The organism is Exiguobacterium sp. BMC-KP (assembly GCF_001275385.1).
Taxonomy (GTDB): domain Bacteria; phylum Bacillota; class Bacilli; order Exiguobacteriales; family Exiguobacteriaceae; genus Exiguobacterium_A.
This window is the reverse complement of the sequence record NZ_LGIW01000011.1, coordinates 59,812-77,689: the sequence shown is the minus strand read 5'-3', so window position 1 is coordinate 77,689 and position 17,878 is coordinate 59,812. Positions and strand designations below refer to the sequence as shown.

Sequence of the window (17,878 nt, the reverse complement as noted above, 5' to 3'; positions counted from 1 at the left end):
ACCTCATCATGCGTCAAATTTTGAATAGTTCACTTAGATCGACCAATGAACTGTTATCTAAACCAAAAACCTCAATTTCATCTTCTTGCTCCAACTTAGGAATCTCATTTCGAATAATAGTTTGTAGTGAATCAATTAATTGATCCAAGTGTTCTTTATATAAGAATACAAGCATGAATTTGTTTTGGACTAAAGCAACATTTAGAGCGATTTCATCAAAAAAATCATACTTGTTGATGTCATTCTTATTTACAACGTCGGGTAGTTCTCTCATCTCTCCCAAATAGTTGAATGAAATATTAGGCGTCTCCATCGTAGGCTCTAGTAGTTCATAGTACTTACCTATAGCCTTGGTTTTATCGACAGTAAAGTGATTAGTGGATAGATATTCATCCAACCGCTCCTTGTTTTTCAATAGAACAGGATGAATGGAAGTCAACCATCCTACGGTTTGATTCAATCGAACATTGTCGGAATATCGATCTCGTCCATTAAGTTCTTGTGAAATCCAAACTTCCTCTAATTCGTTCTGTCGCATCATTGCTCGACCAAACAACATCATCATCATTGTGTCGAGACTATAGTTTTTCTTTTTAGAGAAAGAGAGGAGTGCTTCCGTTTCACGTTCATCTACTTCAAAAATCTTTGTTTTAAAAGGTATCTTAAGAGTGGAAGACATCTGATTTTTGAAACGCTCTTTACTATCCGCTCCCATTATCCGTTCCCATTCTGTCCGAATGTGAGTGGGAATGACTTGATTGGTTGTCTCTTGAATCAATACTTCGAAATTCGTAGTCTTTTCCATCAATTGAATGGGCTGTCCCGCTATTACTTGCTTCATCGCCATATCAAAATCGTCCTTTAAAATGAGCCAACTCACGTTATCACAAATCAGGTGATGAATCACCCAGACTAAGCTATGTCGTTCAGCTGAATCTTTTATAACGACTAGCTTCGATACACTTCCGTCTTCAATGTTTAAGCTTCCCTGTAAATCATTTATCAGTTGTTGCTTCATTTCTATTTCTTTATCCACATCTAGAATCTCAACAACTGAAACTTCATCCATCCCCTTACTATTGTCGTTTTCTTTAATCATCACTTTCTTGCCATGATCTGTATCAATGAAGTTACTTCTTAATACATCGTGTTTCCTCCGGATCGCGTCATAGATGTTGATGATATCGCTTTTAGTTAACGAGCTATCAATCTCAAACTCAATGGATTGATTCCAATGGTTGATGTTATCGAAATCGTGCGAGAAAAACCATTTCTGTATCGGAAGTAGTTCGAATAAACCTTCAATAGGTTGTTGGTTGAACTCCATCGTATTGACTAGTGCAAGCTTTGATAAATCTTTCAACTGATTCGCATTCATAATGTCGATAGAGGTTATATTCATGTTCTCCCGTTGGAAGAGCGAAGCAAGCTGGATACTTTTGATAGAGTCTCCACCCATCTCGAAGTAGTTGTCGTTTAAACTAAAATCTTTTTCATCGAATAGTTGAGTGAACACCTGTAGAATTTTTTGTTCTAAATCCGTATACAGAACGTCTCCATTCTCAGACTTCTTCACATCTACTTTTGATTTGATATAGTTCTTGAGTTCGTTCATATCCACTTTTCCATTAATGGTCATGGGTATCTTATCCAATTTAATGAACTCGCTAGGAATCATGTAGGAAGGAAGGTAATTTCGACATAGCTGCTCCATTGCTTGGGTCGTTTCTGTCCCTACGAAAAAGTTATAGAGTCGATCATCCTGAAACACTGTGACGGAATTCGTGACGCCAGGACGCTTTAAACAAAGTTGAGTGATCTCCTCAGGATTTAAGCGATTTCCTCGAATCTTAATCATGTCTTGATTTCGGTTCGTATAGATCACATCTTGTGTATCTCTATCGCGATAGACAACATCACCTGTTTTGAAGAACCGATACGTGTCGCCAGCAATCTTCAACTCTATGAATGGATCAACATCGGGATTGAGATATCCGTCAAACATGCCTTTCCCAGTGATGCATAACTGCCCCCGTTGTCCATCCGGAACGATGCGATTGTCTGAATTTAGAATCACATAGGACAGTGAAGAAATTGGTTTCCCGATATTTGCTTCGTTTGTTGTGTCCTTCATGCATTTATAGGATGAGATAATGGAGCATTCGCTAGGACCATAAGCATTCAAGACTCTCACTTGTGGTGGGATGGATGCATTTTTTCGATAAGGTGCTCCACCTACCAGGATTGTTTTGAGCGTATCGCACGACTTAAAGTCTAAGATTGTGTAATATTCCGGTGTCATTAAAAAATGTGTGATTTCATTTTGTCGTATAAAGTCAGGAAAATGCTCATGTCCTACTTTTGTGTCGAATATCTTCAACGTAGCGCCTATATGAAAAGCAAGACTGAACTCGAAAACACTTGCATCAAAAGAGAGGCTTGCAATTTGTGCTACTGAATCCCCGAAGCTGATGTCGAATGCCTTATATTCATCTATTAGACTCAATATGTTTGAATAGGATATTGGCACGCCTTTTGGCACACCCGTGGAACCTGAGGTAAATATGATATACGATGTATCGACGGTATAACTCTCGCTTTCTCGAGAGAGGATGTTTTCCTCTATTAAATGAAGAAATGGATTATCCATCGAAACATCGGTCACCTTGTATTTGTCTGATTCCAAAAAATCAGACAAAATGAGGACTGGTTTAGCCTCTTCGATGATACAATCGATCCTGGCGCTTGGATGATCATGGGCAATCGGTATGTAAGTATGTCCAGATTGTTGAATGCAATAATAGAGGACAGCTGCAAGCCCTTTATTTTTCGTAACGACCACACATTTGGCCCCATCTTGTATATACAAATCCTCTAGTTTCTTTTGAAATTGTTGTTTTAAAATTGCCAATTCTAGATAAGTGATCGAGAAATCATTAAATGAAATTGCTAGCTCGTCAGATTCGAATTCCTTGAATAGAGGCGATCCTGCTTCGTGCGTAGTTAAAAAGGATGAACTTATTTTGAGTGACTCTAATACAGTTTGTAGTTGTGTGTCTGGAAGGATGTTGACATCTGAAAGTGCTTGGTTCACGTCTACTCGTAATGCTTGAATGATTTTGTCAAAAGATTGATGTAACTCTGCGATAACCTGACTGTCCAAAATCGCTTGATCGACGTTCGTTTCAAAATAGACTGCCTCATCCTTAATGATGACTTTTGCTAAGAAATCATATTCCGTGTTGATGCTTGTCTGCTTAATCAACGTGTTCTCTAATGAATTATCTTCAAAACCAAGGTCAAATACACATTGAGTCATGCTGTGGTAATTAGACTTTTTCATTCGGTTCACCATGTTATTTATTTCCCCGGATGAAATATTGCGATTTTCTATCAATGAAAAAACCAAGTCCTGAATCTTCTCATGTAGTTCAAATAGTGTTTTATTAGCAGCTACATGGGATATCAATGGTAGGACATTCGCCAAAAAACCTATCATCCGTTCTTCCGTTGATGAACGTAAAGAAACAGGAATCGCTGTGGCTGGATGATGAAGGTCAAAGTATTTATGTAGCAGCACCTGAAAAGCCGTGAGTCCCGTCGTAAATAAGGTTCCACCTAATTCAAGCGTTACATCTTTGTACTCACTTAAACTGCATTGCAATTTAGTCACCTGAATATCTCGCCGACCAACTTCCTGGGTACTTTGTTTCGTCGATTTAGGTATTCTCTCTACTTCTTGCTGGAGATATGCTTCCCAGAATGTATTCCCAGCATCACTTTGATGCGCTCTACTCTTCAGATATGAAGAATAGAGCGTATCATTTTTTTGTTGCGGTACACTATTTAAGTTGGCAATCAATTCATCTCGGAAAATTTCAGCTGATTGTCCATCAAAAATAATATGATGGAATTTACAGACTAAATATTTGTTAAGTGGTGTTATAAACAATACATATTGCGTAAGTGAATCATTTAAAGAAATGCCTGAGGATAAGAACTCCGTAATCGATTCTGCAATTGCATTCTCCTTAACTGAGATAAACGCTAGAGTATGATACTCATACGGTTGGATTGATTGGTACACGTCGTTTCCAGGAACTATTTCTACACGCAATGCTTCATTCTTTCGAATGACCTCGTTTAATGCGAGTTCGATACCAGTCGTTTCGACATCATTTGAAATTTTATGAATCAATGGAATTAAATACTGATCGTTTTCACCCTCAAGTTTTGTATGACTCCAAATCCCTTTTTGCATTGGGGTTAATGCTTCAGTTCGGAACATCTAACATCTCACCTCTTCGCGTTTGAGTTACAAATTCAAGTAAAGTTGGATATTTGAATAAAGTCTTGATCGAGACATTCATATACAATGCGTTGTTTACTTTTTTCACGACCTGTATGGCTAGTAATGAATTTCCACCCAGTTCAAAGAAGTTATCTTTTTCATTCAACTGATTTACATTTAATGTGTCTAACCATATCGAATGAATCGTCATGTATGTTTCGTCAGTATTTTCGGTGTACGATAGACTATTTGCAATGGAGTTTGCCTTCGCATCGAGCAATTCATCAACAGCAATTTTTCCATTGATCGTGGTAGGAAATACATCAACTTGCTTGATGATTGAAGGAATCATAAAGGTTGGCAATTTATTCGTTAATTTTTGTCTCAATTGGCCGTTCTCAATTTCTCCTCTATAGAACAATGCTAAAGAAGTTTTATTGTTCACCAACATTAGATGATAGTCATGAATGGAAGTTACTTCATCTAAAACGACCTCTATCTCCTGAAGTTCGATACGATAACCTCTTAGCTTAATTTGATCATCATCTCTGTCTAGATAATGAATACTGTGATCCTTCGTCTCAAGGACGAAATCTCCAGTTTCATATTTCGTCCCAACTTCCGAAGACACAACCTTCCTAAAGTGTTTTTTTGTCAATTGATCATCGATGTAGCCCGGAGAAATCATTGGTCCTTTCAATATCAATTGTCCAGGAGAAGCATATGGGAGTCTCATGCCATCTTTAGATTGAATAGCATACTTCATGTGTTTTAACGGTCGACCAATCGGATAACTCTTAAATTCGTATTTGTTTGAAGACGTAATAACGAATAACGTACTGGTGATTGTCGCTTCAGTTGGTCCATACATGTTTACTATGGTCGTTGTATCAGGTACATGTTTAATGTCTTTAAACGTCAACTTCTCTCCACCGACAAACAATGTTTTAAGACTCTTTGTCTGGGTCAAATCCATATTTTTTAGTAAGGATGGTGTACATGTCATGATGGTTATCTGTTCTTTGACGAGTAATTCTTCTAATTCGTCTCCCATCATTTTTTCCAAAGGTATATACATCTTTGCTCCAACTGTCATCGGGAGCAATACATCCATAATAGAAGGATCGAAGGTCATAGCAATATTTTGATAATAGACATCCTCTTGACTGATAAACGTATAGTCGTTCATGGAGGAGATAAAGTTACTTAGGTTCTGAGATGTCACCTTCACACCTTTTGGTTCCCCTGTACTTCCTGACGTATAGATAATATAAGCAAGTCCACCGTTTTTCGAACGTTCGCTGATTCTTTGGAATTTACCTTCTGAATCGAAAAGACAATTGGCAGCTGCATTTTCAAGAATATAGTCAATTCGTTTTTCATTGTATTCTTGCGAAACAGGCACATAGGTTGCTCCAGATAACAAACATGATAAGAGATAGATTGTTTTTTTCAGCCGGTCTTCCGTTTTTACTACTACGACGTCATCAGACGAGAGATTCGTCGTTCGAATGATCTGCTCTATCATATTTAACGTTTGAGCATATGTGAGGGACTTTTCTTCTTGCTTAATAAATACATTGTCACTAAATTTTTTGAAGCCCCTTAACAATTCTGATCTCAAGTCTACCTCTGAATTGGTTACTTCTCGAGGCGGACTAAATAATCGTGTATTGTCGTGTATCCTTTTGGTGAGATACGAATAGTCATTGGAATGCTGGATCAATCCTGATACAACCGCTTCAAACAAGGCTTCGATCGTATCCAATAATTCGCTGCTTACTTCACTAGATTTTGCCGTCATTTCATGTATGATTTCCTGACCCTTTTGAACTACAGAAAGTGCTAGCGGAAACTCAACCTGTTCTTGTCCATCAAAGTTAGAAATCGAAAACATTCCATCATTATCAGATACAGGATAATTTTCAAAAACATAACCGATTTGAATTTCACTGTTTTCTTTCAACTTCTTGGATATATCTAGCCAAGAAATATAATCATAATCCTGCATACGTTTCATATTTTGTTTAATAGCAGTAATCAATGCAGATGTCTCTGTTACATCAAAGTCGTTCATTCTGACTGGGAGTGTCGCGATGAACATGCCTACTGTGTTCAATTCTTGCATCGAAAGTGTATTCCGCCCTGAAATAGTAGCTCCGAACAGGATATCCTTTTTCCCAAATGCTTTTGATAGTGTGATGCTCCAAGCTAGCATATAGAATTCATTCATCGTTAAATTATTCGTCTTTAGGTATTGAGACAACACAGAACTGATAGAATTGGAACCGAACCTCTGAATTCTTTCATCTATTCCACTCGTATTCATGAATTTGATCGGCGTGTAGTTGGATAGAACTCCATCCCATTCCTCTAAATTGCTATAACTCTTCAACGTTTCAAGATTCATTCGAACTTGGGCATAATCATGTAGATCCACTTCGACACCATGTTCGTATGCCTTGGATAAACTATCGAATAATTGAGACATGCTCCATCCATCTAGAATGATATGGTGGAATTCAAAAATGACAGTGAAATTCGTTTTTTTCTTAATGACCGTAAACCTAAACAATGGACCATTCGTAAAGTCAAAGCCAATCGATTTTTGGTTCTTTAGATATCTTTTAGTCTCTCGTTCTACTTCATCGTCTGCCAATAGAGACCAATCGAAGATAGTAGTCATGTAGTTGCGCGAAACCTCACTGGCTTCTTTGATGATTTCATATCCGTTTCCATCGATAAAAGTAAATACTGATCTTAATGCATCGACTTTACGAATCAATGTATTCGTCGCTACTTGAAATTTATTCAAATCGATATTCGGTGTATCCATTGTCCATTGAATGATATAGTCTCCAGTCTCCTCCGACGCTTCATGTTGGATCAACATACCTTCCTTCATTCCAGAGACAGGCAGGTATCGCTCACTTTTAGAGTCAATGAAGGTAAGTAACTCTTCATTCAATTCCTTGATCAATGTCTGAATCTGAACAGTAGAATACAATTTTTCATTGAAGAATACTTTAATCGAGAGCTTATCGTCTACTACAATGGGTACGATTTGAAGGCTGTAGGGTACTAAACTTTCTTTCGAAAAATCATCTGTTCTAAACATCTCTGAAACTTCAAATCCTTGATAAGCATCAGAATTAAAGTCACCCATGAAGTTAAAGGTCCAGTCAGACTTAAATTTCAGCGATTTTTGTAAAGAATAATCGAAAGCTTTATTTGGAATTTCAGAAATGATCTTATGTGTTTTTAAAATGGTATCCGATGTAGATTCTTCACATTTCAATTGAATTGGATAGATACTCGTGAACCAACCAATCGTGGATGAAAAATCAGATTCCATCATGGGTCTTCCATGACCTTCGAGCTGTACGACCATCGTTTCATTTAAATTCTGTATAACTTTATTTATTACCTTGGCAGAGATACCTAACAAAGTAGACTCTAGATCTCCCATGAAATGATGAATGACTTTTTCTTTTAGCTCCTTTGTTTGATATAGGTTAAATTCCATCTCCAGGTAATGAATATCACTATAGTTAACCGTCAATTTAGGTTCCAGTTCGATATCGAGCTCATCCCAAAATAGTCTAGATACCTTACTCACCTCAAAATCATCGAGATACTGTACCCACTCATTAAAGCTCTTTCTTTCCGTAAGTATTTCCGAATTATCCTCGAGATTATTTGAGAGCTGCGATAACAGTACTCTCCATGAAACGCCATCAATAATTAAATGATGAATGACCAGCTGGACATACGTTTTATCAGCTACTCGAATGATAGAGAAATGGTATAGATTTTTACGTATATCGATTCTTTTTTGATTTGATGCCAACACATCATCTAAGTTCATCTCACTCACATCAGATTGAACACTAATATGATAAGACCGATCCTCCATGATTTTCTGAATCCAGTTTCCATCCTCGTATGTAAAGATCGAAGAGAAAATATTGAATTGATTCACTAGCTTCTCTAGACTCTCCACAATCGTCTCTATATGGTGTTCATCTGATAGCTTTATAAGAACCGTCTGATTCCAATGTGATGGATGATTAGGCTGCGTATCAAAAAACCATTTTTGGATAGGTGAAAGTGTATTTTCCGTCCACACTTGACGTGTTACATCTCTAATTTCACCTAGCTTATTCGACTCCTCGATATAGTTCGCCAATGACGCAATCGATTGGTATTTGAAGAACTCTGAAACGCTGATGTCCATTCCTTTAGACCTTAAAAGCGAGCACACTTGAAGAGACGAAATAGAGTCGATTCCTAACGAATAGAAGTTTTCATTTTTATCCGCGTTCTCATTTTTTGTGACTTTTGAGATAGCTTCTAAAATCATTTTTTCTGTATGACTCCAAACTAGGTTGGTGTTCTCATTAATGTGAATAGCTTCAACTACAGAAGATTTATCAATTTTCCCGTTAATCGTTAGTTTGATTTCTTCAAGTAAGATGTACTGATTTGGTAACATGTATTTGGGTAATAAGAATTCAGCATGTTTTTTAAGGTTCTCCACGTCAAGCGTACCTGTAAAATAGGCAATCAATTTTTTGCGATTGATTTCATCTTCTACCTGTACAACACATTTTGTGATTCCATTAATCTGCATCAACTTTTGTTCAATCTCAGATAGTTCAATCCTAAATCCTCTGATCTTCACTTGGCGGTCTTTTCTGTGTAAGTAATACAACTGATTGTCGAGACCAATCTTTCCGATATCGCCTGTTTTATAGTACATCTCTTCCAAACCATTCACATTTGACTCGATTAGTTTGTCATTTCCTTTATTGAGATAGCCCTGCATTAAATTCCTACCAGAAATCATTATTTCTCCATAACAATTTTTAGGTAAAATCTCCATGTTCGGACCCGTTATAATGACATTCGTATTCGTCAGTGGTGTACCAATCGGGATGTCTCGTGGTACTTGTTTCGGTATCTTATAGATGGTGGTGAACGTCGTATTTTCTGTTGGTCCGTATGCGTTAATGATCTCTATGTTCTCGTTTTGCTTGAAGGCGTTTTCTACATGTCTTGGGGAGACCTTTTCACCTCCGATTACATATTTCTGGATGGAATGAATTTTTTTAATCAACTTACTGTCTACGAACGAGTTAAATAATGCTGTGGTCAAAAATGAGACCGTCGGTAAAACATCTTTTTCTCCAAAATGCCAATTCTTCTCGTCAGTTATAGGTGAATTTACCACTATTAATGTCTTCCCATTCAATAGAGGAAGCATTACCTCGAAAAACCATGCGTCAAATGTATACGTACTGACATGTGTAAACACTTCATTTGGATTAGTGATGAAATTCATATGATTGGATGAAAAATTAATGATACTTTCATTTTTGATTTTTACTCCTTTAGGTTCCCCTGTTGTTCCAGAAGTGTAGATCAAACTGAAAATTTCATTTTTGGTCTGTGTCTGTACTGAAATCGGAGGAGTATCATCAATTTGATAAAAATCAATCCATGTGATCTTTTCTAAGAGTAGCTCATCATCGCTATTCGTCGTTTCCTCACAGATAAGGAGTGACGCTTTCGAATCCTTTAGTATGTACTCCGTTCGATCTAGAGGATACATTTCGCTGAGATGGACGTGTGTAATCCCTACCTTCGATAGAGCAAAGATGAGTGCGATTGTATCGATAGATCTATTTAGTCTTAGAGCGACGACTTGAGAGGAATCAAGTCCAAGATTTAAAAGTCTATGCGAGAAGTTGATCACCTTATCATTCAGATCTTTATAATTGATGCAGTGTTTATTATGTGAAATCGCATAATGGTATGTCGAATGATTGCTGTATGATGAAAATCTATCGTAGATTGAGTCCGATTTTTGAGAACTAAATTCGCCTCTTAATTGGTAAGAATCCTCTTCGAGAACCAATTCATTTTGATTGTTCTTAATGTTCAAGACATCCCAATCAAATTCTTCAACAACATGTCTCAGCATCCATCTCTTAAATCGATGAATGAAACGGGATGATTCTTCTAAGGACCATGTTTCATCTGAAAATTCCATTTCACATTGAAGAGAATTTTTTGTTTTTTTGAAATTTACTGTTAATTCAAATTTTGCTCCGTTCTGGGATGTGTAGACTTCAGAGTCTATTTGATCCAATGGTTCTGTTTCTTGATAACTAAACACGGTTCTATATAAGTTACCGTTCATCGAAGACGTGATATCCGAAATATGCGAGCTTGCAATCGTTTTATACTCATCTAACTTGAACAATTCCAGTTGAACATGCTTTAGTAACTGCTTGTAGGAACTAAAATCACCAATGTCCATACCGAACGGCAGCGTATTTACAAAATATCCAATTTTATTTGATTCATTACTATTACTTCTACTTGAAAAAGGAATTCCTAATCGAAATTGCGTCGTATTCAACTCATGACATAGGAATGTATAAAATGTAGATAAGTAAAAAGTTACAGGAGTGATGCGCTTTGTTTTGCAAATGCTAGTGACTTTATCAAGAAACTCTTCCGAAAACAAAATGTGATTGACATGCCCGTCTATGTTCTCCTTAATAGCCCCATAAGGATTAGCACGATCAGGATAGTTAATGATTTTGGCTAGATAAGATTTATATGATTCTAGATTCAAGAGTGGGTTTTTATTTATTCCTTGATCATTCTCTATTGTCTTGATCGCCAAAGAATCAATTTTATCGTCATATTCATTGAATATTTTATTCAACAAGATATTCTTAGTCACAGAATCTGTTAAAATATGGTGTGAATTAATTAATAGATATCCTTCGTTTGAAGAACGATGATGATACAAGTAGAAGCGTATTAACGCATCTTCTTCTACATCAAATTTTTCACTCTTCAAATCCTCAATCAAGTTCATTAGTTCAATCTCAGTACTATCTATGATTTCTAAAACATCATGATTTACATTCAATACTTTTTTAAGTGCATCCTCCACCATTACAAATCGACTATGTATATCTTCGTTTTTTTCGATGACAGAGAGTATTGCCATTTCCAATTTCGACATGGAGATATGATCAGAAAGCTTGAAAGCCCACGTCTCCGTATATAAATCTGATGTCCCAAGTTTTTTCGATAAGATAAACATTTGGTATTCAAAATCGGTTACTTCTTTTGACTTTTTTAACATCATACTCTCCATATCGATTGACCTCCGATGCATTTTTAGAACCATTTCTCAATCAAATAACAGTAAAACACTCCCAAAAAATTCCTCGTTTCAAATTAAACACACTATAAATAAAGTTTCAACCTCCCATAAAATCGTAATTATATTTCATTTCAAATGTTTCATGAACGTTTTTTTATTTCGATATACTTTTAATTTATCCTATTTATCGTATTAGGTATTCATAATTGGTAAGACCAATTATCTAATATAAGCTTCATTACTTTTCTAAAATACAATTATTTTTTATGGATTTTAATCATTGAAGTAAAAAATTTATTTTTTCATTCTTAATAATGGTTATCGTTTTTCCAATCATTCTTTATTTTTTAACAAAAGCGTTGACTTATTAATTTTCATTATTGATAATGGAAATAGAAAGGAGTGATTAAGTTGAACACAGACTTTAATGCACTTTTGGAGATCGACTGGAATCAAATTCTTCCCTTCATGTTGCCTATTCTTTTCTTTAATCTACTGCTCATCATCATTACCCTCGTAGATTGGTTTAAACGAAAAGATCAGATAGCAATTCCTTATGTCTGGTTAATTGTCATCTTACTGATTCAATTATTGGGGCCAATCTTATTTTTAGTAATCGGAAGGAGGATTCATCGTCATGATTACGGTCAGTAACCTTTACAAGACAATCAATAGTCGCCCTATTCTAACAGACGTTAACTTTTCGATTTCTCAAGGAGAATGTATAGGTTTATTAGGACCTAACGGAGCAGGGAAAACAACTTTAATCAAATGCATGACCGGAATCCTTAATTATGACAAAGGCGATATTCGTTTTTATTCTGATCCAATCCTAAGCCATAAAAAATACATCGGCTATTTGTCACAGCATACAGATTTTAAGCCTTGGATGACTTGTGAAGAATCATTAATGTTTTTTGGAAAGTTGTCAGGATTAAAAAAGAGTGAATTACTCCATAAAATCCCTCTCGTTCTAGAAGAAGTAGGGTTGCAGGGAAAACAAAAGCTGAAAGTTGAGCAACTTTCAGGAGGAATGAAACAACGACTTGGCATCGCACAAGCCATTTTACATGAGCCACAGTTACTTATCTTAGATGAACCAGTTTCTGCATTAGATCCTATCGGCCGAAACGAAGTAAAGAAATTAATCGGAAAGCTCAAGAAACGAACAACGATTATTATTTCGACACATATATTAGATGATGCGAGTGAGTTTTGTGATCGATATATCGTGATCAAGAACGGTGAAATCGTCGGGAATATTGACGAAGACTATGCTCAACTCAATCGAAAGCAAGTACTTATCAGAACTAACAGAGCTTACACCGAAGAAAAAATCATTTCTTTTGAGAAAAACGATGACACGATTGAGCATATTGAATATACATCTTCCAAATCTTTTATATTCACCGGCTCACATGACTTAGACTTAAAAACGCTACTGACTAAAACCCAAGCGAATGATTTGGATATTACCTCGATTGAATATTACGAGAAGGGCATAGAAGATATTTTTCTAGAGATGGTTTCAGAGACATGAACAACTATTACATTTTATTCCGAACCGAGTTAATTGAAGCTATTAAAGACTTTAAAATCATTTGGTTATCCATCGTCTTTATTATTTTAGGAATGACTCAGCCCCTTCTCAATAAGTATATGGACGTCATTCTAAAAAACGTGGGTGGTGCAGATGGAATTACACTTGATCCGAATCGCCCGATTCCGTCTTCTAGTGAAATCTTCATCTCTACAATTTCAGGGCAATTTAACCAAATCGGTCTCATCATACTCATCATCAGTTTCATGGGAATGATAGCGACTGATCGAAACAATGGAATGCAGGACTTCATTTTAACGAGACCTGTCACCGTTCCTTCTTACATCCTGTCAAAAATGACAAGTCACTGGTTGATTAGTATGTTTTGCATCATGGTTGGTGCTCTCACTTCTTATTACTACACAATCTACTTTTTCGGTGCCCTCTCATTTTTAGGTTTTTTAGGTTTTCTCCTGTATTACAGCATCTGGATCCTTTTCGTTATCAGTCTTACTATCTTATTAAGTAGTTTCATTAAAAATCCGATAATCGTAGCTGTATTTACGATTATCCTATCAATCGTTTGTGTATTACTAAAAGGCTTAAATCATTCCATATTTCTTTTATCACCAGGTTCGGTCTTAAACTTAGCGGAATCACAACTTATGACCGTATCAAATGCGAATCATTTAAGTATCCTCTCTTGTCTATTGTTCATATCCATTAATTTAGTAATCTCAAATAAAAAATTGAAACATTCTTAATAACAAGGAGGGATTTCATATGTTGACGATTCAAAATCTCACGAAAATTTATGGAGGTTCCGAGAAGGGAATCAAGAATTTAAATTTAGAACTCGTGGAAGGCGATATTTGTGCTTTCATTGGAATGAATGGTGCTGGGAAAACAACCTCAATTAAATCGATTGTCGGTATTCATAATTTTGATCAAGGTGAAATTGAGTTGAATGACATCAGTATTAAGAGCGATCCTCAAGCGTTTAAACAACAGATCGGCTATTCACCTGACACACCCGCCTTATATGGGAATATGACAGGATACTCGTATTTGGAACTCATAGGAAGCATCTACAACGTGGATAGCGACACGATCAATCATCAACTAACGATTTTATTAAAGAAACTTCATTTTGGTGATGCAATCCATGATCTAGTCTCCACCTATTCGCATGGAATGAAGCAGCGGTTAGTCCTTATTTCCGTATTGATGCACAACCCAAAATTGATCATCTTAGATGAACCGTTTGTCGGTTTAGATCCTAATGCCACTTATTTTTTGCAAGAAGAGATGAAAAAACGTGCTTCAGAAGGTGCCATTGTTTTATATTCTACTCATGTTTTAGAAGTCGCCGAAAAAATTTGCAACAAGGTTGTGATGATTCACGAAGGAAAAGTAGTCGTGAATGATACGATGATCAACTTATTGGTGAACGGAAGTTTGAACGAGACTTTTAGGAGGATTACTACACATGAATAAGCTTCTTTCATTACAAAAATTCGTTATCCTAAACGATCTTCAAATATCTCGATTGAATAACGCAAATAGTAAGTCCGATCGTAATCATGCGACTCTGACGATTGCTGGATACTGCGCGGCTCTCTTCATGGCGATCTCCTATGTGCTGTATATCGCCTTCGATCTCTATTCGAACGATCAGGTAGACATTCTTCTCCCTGTTCTCTCTTCACTTCTATTCTGGGTGTTCGGGATCTGGACGATACTGAGCGGCGTTAAAAAAATCGTCTTCTCAAACGATCGGGATTTCATCTTCAGTCTTCCCTTACCCCTATGGCAACTCCGATTGTTTCACTTGATTAAACTATTTTTCATCTACACCTCGTTAATCGCGGTAGCACTCCTTGCTGCGGTATGTTCGTACTTATTAATCGTTTCAAACATTCATTCCTTTGTTTTCAGCTCGATTGTATTACTCATCACGACACCTATTCTGATCCTTTCATCCACTTTACTCGTTTCGATTTTGAGTAAATGGATATTAAGCATTATCAAATTACAAAATAACGTTGCTGAAGCTTTAGTGACAGTTTCAATTTTCTTAATTCCAATCGTTTTTGCGCTTCTTAATTCTGACTCACTTCAATACAAATCCATCTTTTATATATCTTCACCTCTCAATTTATTTGGACTGACAGGTCTTTGGAACATCGAAAATGACATGTTGCGACTACTTGCCATGACTGTCCTAACAGGAGGATTAACCATCCTTTCTCTTTGGATCATTAAATATAAGTATGCAGCTGTAGAAAGCCTTTTCCAGGAGACACGTAAAAGAAAAATCAATCAAGGAACACCACTCATTCAAAACAACATTTTCAAACAGTTGTTTCTTAAAGAAGTGCAACTTTATCTATCATCGATTACCTATGTAAGTAACACCATCTTAACTCCCGTGATATTACTGATTGGTAGTTTAGTCTATCTATTCAACTTGGTACCGCTTCTTTACACATACACTTTTGAATTTTCGTTCATCACGATCAGTAGTAAGTATATATTTATCATCTTTACGACCATCTGTATCCTATTGACCACGACGACTTCCTCTAGTTTGTCATTCGAAGGAAAAAGCATCTGGATTACACTCACTTCCCCGCTGACACTAAAAGATTTATCGATGGCTAAAATCGCATTAAATCTCATGTTGTTTATACCAGGCGTAATCTGTGCCATTCTAGTCTATATGCTTCATTTTAGCACTTCCATCGTGGACAGCCTTTTCTTCATCGTCTTTACGGTATCTAGCTTGTTTTTGATTAGTCTGGTCGGTTTCTTCATAAACCTTAAGTTTCCCAATTACAACTGGTCTAGTGAGATGGAAATCATTAAACAAGGAAAATCCACTATCTTTACCGCTGCCATCAGCACGATGTATATTTCATTAAATACAGTACTGAGTATTCTAGGGTTCAATTTTGCACTCCCGATGCTTGCTCTATTCAACCTCATTTTAATTTTCGTGTTGATCAAGTCCATGAAAGAACAAACTCTCGTTCTTAACTAACATCACTTAGAGAGTGAAGTCGATAATTTCTCGATGGTCAACTTGTTTAATAGTCATCAAATTACTATATGGAGTACACACTGCTATAAGATAATCACCAGGTAGTCGATTTACTTGGAAATACAGCGACTCATTTGCATCACTCTGCTGCGGTTTTAAAACCCATCCTTGAAGTGACTCTTCGAATAAGTTTTTCTGATACTCATAATTTAAACCTACACCCATATACTTCCCATATGCTTCTTTCAAACACCAAAGTGTATAATACTTGGTGTTTTTTTCATTGCCTTCAAAGCGTGTTAGATATTCGATTTCTTTATGATGTAGAACCTCTTCTATGAAACGATTATCTCCTGACTCTATTTTTTCAATATCTATACCTATCGGCAAGTCACTCACTGCACATACGATCCAGTTTCCTGAATGACTGAGGTTGAAATGGATATTATCATATCCTTCTAAAAGAGGTTTCGAGAACTGATCTCTTGTGAACTGGATATCTTTAGATACTAAACCGAATTCCTTGTGCAACACATATTTTATAAACAGCTCACTATACAGGCTACGTATTCTATCATCGTTTCTTCTCAACTTCGCAATCTTGTTCCTTCTATCTTTACTAAGTAAGAGTATTAAATCGTCGGTGATTTTAGTTGATTCAAAATCATCAATAAAAAGACTGTATACACGAAACATACGATTTCTCCCTTTTAAGATTTTCTCGTTCATATCAATCGATTAGTAATGGCTCGGTTTCGTACAGGAATCTGAGCTCTATACTGATGTATGGACACCATCTGAACACGTATGCCGATGCTCTGCCTAGAAATTGTTGGAGACGAAATAAGAAAGCACAAACACATTGTAAATCAGCATCCCCTATCCTTTCATCGGATACATCCTTGATTTTAAATCTCTATGCTTCATCATAGTTTTTCCCTCTTCGAAGATAATTCATTTGAGAGGAGAGGGAGAGATTCATCCCTCATTTCGCTTAAGGATTCTCCCTTAACCTGCAGAAGTCTGGAAGTTTTCGTTTGATTCCAAATGATTGAAATACAAAGATTTAATCCATCTTACTGACATCGGTTCGCGTTCCAATTCTCATAGCTTCAACGATACATCCTCTAATATCTCACGCTACCTTTGCCCTATCATCCGTATATTCAAATAAGACAGCACTTCGTAAAACCGCCCCCCATACGAGAAATATTCATCGGACAAATCTTGGATTGACACCGGTCCGGTCAGTAAGCCCGTGAAAATAGCGTACTATGTCCTGGTTACAGAACAAGGACGGCCACTTATCCAAATCACCTTGTAATCGGATGAAATATTGCTTATATAAATCATCCAATCCTCGGAACTTGCTTTTACCGAAATGAGGTGACGTCCGTTCCCGATTATTGTTATAACCCCAGTAAGGATAGGCTTGATAGGTCCTATAATCATGATACATCATGCTCACGAATCCCATGAGCATGTCCCTCGGTCTGAACCCAAGGTTCCGATTGAAGTTACTGAATTGTTGGAACGACAGACCGCCATAGTTCAATTCCTGTTCGAAGAACAACCATGATAGCACCACCAATGCATCCGATTGATCCTCATTCAAGTTCCGATGATCGATTTCAATCCCCCGATAGACATCCGAGCATTGTGCGTACGTCGCGTATCTGAATAGGTCATTCAGGACATTGTAATGTGTCGCATCGCCGCCGTATAGCGTCCGATAGCGGCTTCCTGCCTCGAGATAAAAATCAAACACCCCATGTGTACGTAAATCATCCTTGTCATATCGATACTCGGGATCCC

Annotated in this window: 9 protein-coding genes; 5 read left to right on the top strand and 4 right to left on the bottom strand. The window is 36.7% G+C overall.

The window, feature by feature from the left end; genetic code table 11:
- Positions 1 to 13 precede the first annotated feature (13 nt).
- Together ADM98_RS00845 and ADM98_RS00840 are read right to left on the bottom strand one after the other, a co-directional pair.
- Positions 14 to 4,288 carry a condensation domain-containing protein gene (locus ADM98_RS00845; RefSeq protein ID WP_053451827.1) on the bottom strand — a complete coding sequence of 1,425 codons (4,275 nt, stop codon included), beginning with the start codon at positions 4,286 to 4,288 and terminating at the stop codon, positions 14 to 16.
- The gene (locus ADM98_RS00840) at positions 4,275 to 11,471 is read right to left on the bottom strand and encodes a condensation domain-containing protein (protein ID WP_053451826.1); all 7,197 of its coding nucleotides are present in this window, start codon (positions 11,469 to 11,471) and stop codon (positions 4,275 to 4,277) included. The genes ADM98_RS00845 and ADM98_RS00840 overlap by 14 nt, the downstream gene beginning before the upstream one ends.
- 477 nt (positions 11,472 to 11,948) lie before the next feature.
- On the opposite strand from ADM98_RS00840, the gene ADM98_RS00835 reads away from it, so the two are divergent.
- The 5 genes from ADM98_RS00835 to ADM98_RS00815 are packed head-to-tail and all read left to right on the top strand — an operon-like array spanning position 11,949 to position 16,063.
- Positions 11,949 to 12,134: a PLDc N-terminal domain-containing protein gene (locus ADM98_RS00835; protein ID WP_235504810.1), complete on the top strand. Its 186-nt coding sequence runs from the start codon at positions 11,949 to 11,951 to the stop codon at positions 12,132 to 12,134.
- Positions 12,118 to 13,020: an ABC transporter ATP-binding protein gene (locus ADM98_RS00830; protein WP_053451824.1), complete on the top strand. Its 903-nt coding sequence runs from the start codon at positions 12,118 to 12,120 to the stop codon at positions 13,018 to 13,020. Before ADM98_RS00835 ends, ADM98_RS00830 begins: the two co-directional genes overlap by 17 nt.
- The gene (locus ADM98_RS00825) at positions 13,017 to 13,784 is read left to right on the top strand and encodes an ABC transporter permease (RefSeq protein WP_053451823.1); all 768 of its coding nucleotides are present in this window, start codon (positions 13,017 to 13,019) and stop codon (positions 13,782 to 13,784) included. The genes ADM98_RS00830 and ADM98_RS00825 overlap by 4 nt, the downstream gene beginning before the upstream one ends.
- A gap of 19 nt (positions 13,785 to 13,803) precedes the next feature.
- Positions 13,804 to 14,517 carry an ABC transporter ATP-binding protein gene (locus tag ADM98_RS00820; protein ID WP_053451822.1) on the top strand — a complete coding sequence of 238 codons (714 nt, stop codon included), beginning with the start codon at positions 13,804 to 13,806 and terminating at the stop codon, positions 14,515 to 14,517.
- A complete protein-coding gene (locus tag ADM98_RS00815) occupies positions 14,510 to 16,063 on the top strand; it encodes a hypothetical protein (RefSeq protein WP_053451821.1) in 1,554 nt (517 codons plus the stop codon). Before ADM98_RS00820 ends, ADM98_RS00815 begins: the two co-directional genes overlap by 8 nt.
- 6 nt (positions 16,064 to 16,069) lie before the next feature.
- Here the strand turns inward: ADM98_RS00815 and ADM98_RS00810 are convergent, their stop codons facing one another.
- Together ADM98_RS00810 and ADM98_RS00805 are read right to left on the bottom strand one after the other, a co-directional pair.
- Positions 16,070 to 16,759, bottom strand: a complete 690-nt coding sequence (locus tag ADM98_RS00810) for a 4'-phosphopantetheinyl transferase family protein (protein WP_053451820.1) — start codon at positions 16,757 to 16,759, stop codon at positions 16,070 to 16,072.
- Between the two features lie 517 nt (positions 16,760 to 17,276).
- Entirely contained in the window at positions 17,277 to 17,831 is a 555-nt protein-coding gene (locus tag ADM98_RS00805; RefSeq protein WP_160315904.1) for a hypothetical protein, read from the bottom strand.
- Positions 17,832 to 17,878 lie beyond the last annotated feature (47 nt).

Coding starts and splice junctions, on each gene's coding strand:
- ADM98_RS00840 (WP_053451826.1), bottom strand. CDS start 11,471: ATGGAGAGTATGATGTTAAAAAAGTCAAAAGAAGTAACCGATTTTGAA.
- ADM98_RS00820 (WP_053451822.1), top strand. CDS start 13,804: ATGTTGACGATTCAAAATCTCACGAAAATTTATGGAGGTTCCGAGAAG.
- ADM98_RS00835 (WP_235504810.1), top strand. CDS start 11,949: ATGTTGCCTATTCTTTTCTTTAATCTACTGCTCATCATCATTACCCTC.
- ADM98_RS00830 (WP_053451824.1), top strand. CDS start 12,118: ATGATTACGGTCAGTAACCTTTACAAGACAATCAATAGTCGCCCTATT.
- ADM98_RS00815 (WP_053451821.1), top strand. CDS start 14,510: ATGAATAAGCTTCTTTCATTACAAAAATTCGTTATCCTAAACGATCTT.
- ADM98_RS00810 (WP_053451820.1), bottom strand. CDS start 16,759: ATGTTTCGTGTATACAGTCTTTTTATTGATGATTTTGAATCAACTAAA.
- ADM98_RS00825 (WP_053451823.1), top strand. CDS start 13,017: ATGAACAACTATTACATTTTATTCCGAACCGAGTTAATTGAAGCTATT.
- ADM98_RS00845 (WP_053451827.1), bottom strand. CDS start 4,288: ATGTTCCGAACTGAAGCATTAACCCCAATGCAAAAAGGGATTTGGAGT.